This is a genomic window from Streptomyces sp. NPDC059477 (genome assembly GCF_042749375.1).
Lineage (GTDB): Bacteria > Actinomycetota > Actinomycetes > Streptomycetales > Streptomycetaceae > Streptomyces.
Genome location: NZ_JBHYUG010000011.1, coordinates 38,475 through 44,474, shown reverse-complemented (window position 1 = coordinate 44,474; position 6,000 = coordinate 38,475). Strand labels below are relative to the sequence as shown.

General features: G+C 69.1%; 6 protein-coding genes. 4 read left to right on the top strand and 2 right to left on the bottom strand.

The features are described from left to right. Together ACFXAZ_RS08270 and ACFXAZ_RS08265 are read right to left on the bottom strand one after the other, a co-directional pair. The coding region (locus ACFXAZ_RS08270; protein WP_384586589.1) for a HAMP domain-containing protein at positions 1-1,271 on the bottom strand (1,271 nt) is incomplete at its 3' end. Between the two features lie 9 nt (positions 1,272-1,280). Further along, positions 1,281-1,967, bottom strand: coding sequence for a response regulator transcription factor (locus ACFXAZ_RS08265; RefSeq protein WP_384586587.1), 687 nt, complete (start codon positions 1,965-1,967; stop codon positions 1,281-1,283). A gap of 338 nt (positions 1,968-2,305) precedes the next feature. On the opposite strand from ACFXAZ_RS08265, the gene ACFXAZ_RS08260 reads away from it, so the two are divergent. The 4 genes from ACFXAZ_RS08260 to ACFXAZ_RS08245 all read left to right on the top strand — a co-directional run bounded on the left by ACFXAZ_RS08260 (position 2,306) and on the right by ACFXAZ_RS08245 (position 5,847). Next, on the top strand, positions 2,306-3,082 hold the full coding sequence (locus ACFXAZ_RS08260) for an amino acid ABC transporter ATP-binding protein (RefSeq protein WP_384586585.1): 777 nt from the start codon (positions 2,306-2,308) through the stop codon (positions 3,080-3,082). Positions 3,083-3,200: 118 nt separating this feature from the next. Continuing rightward, positions 3,201-4,052, top strand: a complete 852-nt coding sequence (locus ACFXAZ_RS08255; protein ID WP_384586583.1) for a glutamate ABC transporter substrate-binding protein — start codon at positions 3,201-3,203, stop codon at positions 4,050-4,052. 197 nt (positions 4,053-4,249) lie between these two features. Beyond that, the gene (locus ACFXAZ_RS08250; RefSeq protein ID WP_384586581.1) at positions 4,250-4,927 is read left to right on the top strand and encodes an amino acid ABC transporter permease; all 678 of its coding nucleotides are present in this window, start codon (positions 4,250-4,252) and stop codon (positions 4,925-4,927) included. Further along, a complete protein-coding gene (locus ACFXAZ_RS08245) occupies positions 4,924-5,847 on the top strand; it encodes an amino acid ABC transporter permease (protein WP_384586579.1) in 924 nt (307 codons plus the stop codon). Before ACFXAZ_RS08250 ends, ACFXAZ_RS08245 begins: the two co-directional genes overlap by 4 nt. Positions 5,848-6,000 lie beyond the last annotated feature (153 nt).

Below are 6,000 nucleotides of genomic sequence, written 5' to 3'. Positions count from 1 at the left end.
CGGGGGGTGGATTGCTGTTTCGGGGCGGGGCCTGGGGGCAGCTCCGGCGCGCGCGCGGGGGGCTGTTCCCCGGCGGACCGCGGGGGGCGGGGGGGGGCGACGACGACGGTCACGGTGTCGCCGTGGGAGGCCACGGTGACGGTGACGGCCTCGCCGGCCGGGGTGAACTTCAGCGCGTTGTCGATCACCGCGTCCAGCGCGCTGGAGAGCGTGACGGGGTCGGCCCAGCCGGTGGTGGCCGGGCAGTCCCCGCTGAGCAGCACCCCATGGGCGTCGGCCGTGGGTGTCCAGGCCGCGACGCGCTCGGCGGTGAGCGCGCCGATGTCGGTCAGCCGCAGGTCGGCCTCGGTGTGCTCGGCGAGGGCGAGGCCGAGCAGATCGTCCAGCACCTGGGCCAGGCGCTTGCCCTCGGTCTGGACCGAGGCGATCTCCGCGTTGCCCTCCGGCAGTTCGAGGGCGAGCAGTTCGATCCGCAGCAGCAGCGCGGCGAGGGGGTTGCGCAGCTGGTGCGAGGCGTCGGCGACGAAGGCGCGCTGCTGCTCCAGCACCTCCTCGACGTTGTCCGCCATCTCGTTGAACGACCGGGCCAGCCGTCTGAGTTCCGGCGGCCCCCCGGCCACCGCGACCCGGGACTTCAGCCGCCCGGTGGCGATGTCGTGGGTCGTGGCGTCCAGGACCCGTACGGGCCGAAGCACCCAGCCGGTCAGCCGCAGCGCGGCGCCGACGGCCACCAGCATCGCGGCGAGCAGGCCCGTGGCGATGACCGCCCAGGACCGCAGGATCCGTGAACGCAGCTGGCCGGTCGGCGAGTCGGTGACCACGACGGCGACGACATCGCCGTCCCGGATCACCGGCGAGGCGACGACGAGCCGTCCGCTCTGCCAGGGCCACACCTGCTCCGGATCGTCGCTGCGCCGGCTGAGCAGCGCCTCGTCGAAGGCCGCGCGCACCTCGCCCGTCTCGGGCAGGGTCCAGTCCCCGGGCGCGTGCGCCATGGAGTCCTTGTTGTTGTAGAAGACGCCGACACGGATGCCGTACACCTTGTGGTAGCTGTCGAGTTCGCTCTCCAGCGTCTCCTGGCGCTGGTCCGTGGTCAGCGGCAGGGGGGAGACGAACTGGGCGACGGCCGCGAAGAACGCCGTGTCGTCGATCCGGTCGACGACCACCTTCTGCTGCTCGGCGGAGGCCGTGCTGACGGCGAGCGGCACGCCCAGGGCGAGCAGCACGGCCGCCATCAGGACGATGAGCAGCGGGAGAAGCCGTGTGCGCACGTGCCCCCGCTAGGCGGCCGGGGCGACGAGCCGGTAGCCCACGCCGCGTACGGTCTCGATGAGCGCCGGCATGCGCAGCTTGGAGCGGAGCGAGGCGACATGCACCTCCAGGGTGCGCCCGGTCCCCTCCCAGCTGGTGCGCCACACCTCGCTGATGATCTGTTCCCGGCGGAAGACCACACCGGGCCGCTGGGCGAGCAGGGCGAGCAGATCGAACTCCTTGCGGGTCAGCTGGACCACCGTGCCGTCCACGGTGACCTGCCGGGTGGGCAGTTCGATCCGCACCGGGCCGAGGTGCAGTCCGCCGCCGCCGCTCCCGGTGGGGTCCTCGTGGGGGGTACGGCGGCTGACGGCATGGATCCGGGCGAGCAGCTCACCGGTGTCGTACGGCTTGACCACGTAGTCGTCGGCGCCCAGGTTGAGGCCGTGGATACGGGATCGTACGTCCGACCGCGCGGTCACCATGATCACGGGGACGCTGCTGCGTTTACGGATCTTGCCGCACACCTCGTAGCCGTCCTGGTCGGGCAGGCCCAGGTCGAGCAGGACCACCCCGAAACCGGCGCTGTCCGGGACGAGGGCCTTGAGGGCCTCCTCGCCGTTGCGCGCGTGGGTGACGTCGAAGCCGTGCCGGGCGAGCACCGCGGACAGGGCGGCGGCCACATGGTTGTCGTCCTCGACGAGGAGCAGTCTCATCGTGGCCTCCTCCGGTTCATCGAACGTACGGTCTCGACGGATAGAAAGATCCGGGCCGCCGGATCCTCGGCCGAAGGGCCCCCGTCACGCGCGTGAATGCGAAAGGCACGCGCGCGTGCACCCTCGCAGTCAGGCGGATGGACGACAGTGCCGTCAAGGGGGTTCCGCGGGAGTACTCCTACCGTTACCCGGCCGAAACGCGCTCGGGCCCGCTCTGCTACGAGGCGTGTCGGACCGCTACCGGATCGTGATACTCAAATTCGGCTCAGATGTAATGACGCTGGTTGCGCAGGGTAGCTACTGTCCTCCGAAACCGAGGAGGACGGAGCCAGTGAGCGATGACCGAAGTATCGGTGGTTAAGGACGCTGTGGCCGCGAGCGGTGAACTGGTCGTCCTGAGGAGCGTCAACAAGCACTTCGGCGCGTTGCACGTACTCCAGGACATCGAACTGACGATCGCCCGCGGCGAAGTCGTCGTGGTCATCGGGCCCTCCGGGTCCGGCAAGTCCACCCTGTGCCGCACCATCAACCGTCTGGAGACCATCGACTCCGGCGCCATCACGATCGACGGAAAGCCGCTCCCCCATGAGGGCAAGGAGCTGGCCCGGCTCCGCGCGGACGTCGGCATGGTCTTCCAGTCCTTCAATCTCTTCGCGCACAAGACCGTGCTGGAGAACGTGACGCTCGGCCAGGTCAAGGTGCGCAGGTCCGACAAGCGCGCGGCGGAGGAGAAGGCGCGCGCGCTGCTCGACCGGGTGGGCGTGGCGAACCAGGCCGACAAGTACCCCGCGCAGCTCTCCGGCGGCCAGCAGCAGCGGGTCGCCATCGCGCGGGCGCTGGCGATGGACCCGAAGGTCATGCTCTTCGACGAGCCGACCTCGGCCCTCGACCCGGAGATGATCAACGAGGTGCTGGAGGTCATGCAGCAGCTCGCCCGCGACGGCATGACCATGATCGTCGTCACCCATGAGATGGGCTTCGCCCGCTCGGCCGCCAACCGTGTGGTGTTCATGGCGGACGGCCGGATCGTCGAAGAGGCGACGCCCGATCAGTTCTTCAGCAATCCTCGCAGCGACCGCGCCAAGGACTTCCTGTCGAAGATCCTGCACCACTGACCGGCGCGGCCCGGCCGCCCCGCCGCCCGCGCGGCGGCCCCGGCGGACCGGACCGTGGCACCCGAAACGACGCAGGTCACCAGGTCACCATCTCCTCACCAGACGAAGGATGTTCACCATGAAGCTCCGCAAGGTCACCGCAGCGGCAGCGACCGCGCTCGTCCTCAGCCTGACCGCGACGGCGTGTGGGAGCGACGACAGCAGCGACGAGGGCAGCTCCCCCTCCGGCTCCGGCGGCAGCGAGACGATCAAGGTCGGCATCAAGTACGACCAGCCCGGTCTGGGCCTGAAGGAGCCCAGCGGGGACTTCTCCGGCTTCGACGTGGACGTGGCGACGTACGTGGCCGGGGAGCTGGGCTACGAGCCGGACCAGATCGAGTGGATCGAGACCAAGAGCGCCGACCGCGAGAACGCCCTCTCGCGCGGTGACGTCGAGTTCATCGTCGCCACCTACTCGATCACCGACGAGCGCAAGGAGAAGGTCGACTTCGCCGGCCCGTATCTGCTGGCCCACCAGGACCTGCTGGTCAAGGCGGACTCGGACATCGCCGAGGGCACCGACCTCAATGGCAAGAAGCTGTGCTCGGTGACCGGTTCGACGTCCGCGCAGAACGTCAAGGACGAGATCGCGCCGGACGCGCAGCTGCGTGAGTACGGCACGTACTCGGAGTGCATCGCGGGTCTCCAGAGCGGTGCCGTGGACGCGCTGACCACCGACGACTCGATCCTCGCGGGCTTCGCCGCGCAGGACCAGTACCAGGGCCAGTTCAAGCTCGCCGGCCTCAAGCTGAGCAACGAGAACTACGGCATCGGCGTCCAGAAGGGCGACACCGAGACCCTGAACGGCATCAACACCGCGCTGGAGAAGATGGTCACCGACGGCGCCTGGGACAAGGCCGTCCAGGACAACTTCGGCCCGGCCGACTACAAGAACGAGCCCGCTCCGAAGATCGGCGACATCGTCTCGTAGTCGATTCGCAGGCCCTCGGGCCGTTGCGCGGCCGGCGGGCCGCCGGACACCCCTGCGCGGCCCGCCAGTGAGCGGGTGTCCGCGTGTGACGCGGGTGCCCGCGACCGACGCGGAACTCCCCGGATCCGCCGCCGTGCGCACCGCGGCGGCGGGCCTGGTCCGCCACGTACGTCACACACCCGGAAGCGCGGGAGATCGTGTTCGACTTTCTTTCTGACTATGACGACCCGAGCCTGCTGGGCGCCTTCTGGGTGACGGTGCAGCTCACCTTCTTCTCGGCCATCGGCTCCCTGATCTGGGGCACCCTGCTGGCGGGCATGCGGGTCAGTCCGGTACCGCTGATGCGGGGCTTCGCCACCGCCTATGTGAACATCGTCCGGAACATCCCCCTCACCGTCATCATCGTCTTCACCTCGCTCGGCCTCGCCGACATCTTCGGGGTGACGATGGGAGCGCCGGACGACTTCAAACTCCAGGGCTTCCGGCTGGCCGTCCTCGGTCTCCTCGCCTACACCGCCGCGTTCGTCTGCGAGGCGCTGCGCTCCGGCATCAACACCGTGCCGGTGGGACAGGCGGAAGCGGCACGCGCGCTGGGGCTCAGCTTCATCCAGGTGCTCACCCTCATCGTGCTGCCGCAGGCGTTCCGCTCGGTCATCGGCCCGCTGGCCAACGTACTGATCGCGCTCACCAAGAACACCACCGTGGCCGCCACCATCGGTGTGGCCGAGGCCGCTCTGCTGATGAAGGAAATGATCGAGAACGAGGCCCAGACACTGCTGATCGGCGCGGTCTTCGCCTTCGGTTTCGTGGTGCTGACCCTTCCGACCGGCCTGTTCCTGGGCTGGCTGAGCACGCGACTGGCGGTGAAGCGATGACCTCCGTCCTCTACGACGCCCCGGGCCCCCGGGCCAAGCGGCGCAACATCATCTTCTCGGTGGTGTTCTTCGCCCTGCTCGCCGTGGTGCTGTGGTGGGTCTGGCGGACCCTGGACGACAAGGGGCAGCTGGAGTGGGCCCTGTGGAAGCCGTTCACCGAGTCCGCGGCGTGGACGACGTATCTGCTGCCCGGTCTCGGCGACACCTTGACCGCCGCCGGGCTCGCCATGCTCATCGCCCTGCCGCTGGGCGCGGTCTTCGGCATCTCCCGGATGTCGGACCACAAGTGGGTGCGGGGCCCGGCCGGCGTGGTGGTGGAGTTCTTCCGGGCCATCCCGGTGCTGCTGCTGATGCTGTTCGCCAACGAGTTCTACGCCCGGTACACGGACGTCAGCAGCGCCGACCGGCCGCTCTACGCGGTCGTCACCGGCCTGGTGCTCTACAACGCCTCGGTGCTGGCCGAGATCGTCCGGGCCGGCATCCTCTCCCTGCCCAAGGGCCAGGCCGAGGCCGCGCAGGCGATCGGCCTGCGCAAGGGCCAGACGATGACGTTCATCCTGCTTCCGCAGGCCGTCACGGTGATGCTCCCGGCCATCGTCAGCCAGCTCGTCGTCATCGTGAAGGACACGGCGCTCGGCGGCGTGATGCTCGGCTTCACCGATCTGCTGAACGCGCGCGGCACCCTGGCGGCCAACTACGCCAACGTCATCCCGAGCTTCATCATCGTCGCGATCATCTACATCGTCGTGAACTTCGCCCTGACCAGCTTCGCGAGCTGGCTGGAGAAGCGGCTGCGGCGGAGCAAGCGGAGCACGGGGGCGGCCATCGGCCCCGCTGACACGGACGAACTCAACCCGGCGGCCGTGGGCGGCGCCTACGGAACCGGCGGCGAGGGCGGGTTCACCTTCAAGGGACGGTGAGTGTCCTGACATACGGTCAGGTGACCTGAGGGACACCGGGGCAGTGGCATGATCGCCACTGCCCCGGGTCACTTGACGCAGGCACTGGCAATGGGTTGCATACGTTCTGTGATCGTGCACCCTGCTCCCACCTTCTGTTCACATATGTCCCCC

Bases quoted from the DNA above. Each gene is read 5' to 3' on its own strand.
- ACFXAZ_RS08265 (WP_384586587.1), bottom strand. From the start codon at position 1,967: ATGAGACTGCTCCTCGTCGAGGACGACAACCATGTGGCCGCCGCCCTG.
- ACFXAZ_RS08260 (WP_384586585.1), top strand. From the start codon at position 2,306: ATGACCGAAGTATCGGTGGTTAAGGACGCTGTGGCCGCGAGCGGTGAA.
- ACFXAZ_RS08255 (WP_384586583.1), top strand. From the start codon at position 3,201: ATGAAGCTCCGCAAGGTCACCGCAGCGGCAGCGACCGCGCTCGTCCTC.
- ACFXAZ_RS08245 (WP_384586579.1), top strand. From the start codon at position 4,924: ATGACCTCCGTCCTCTACGACGCCCCGGGCCCCCGGGCCAAGCGGCGC.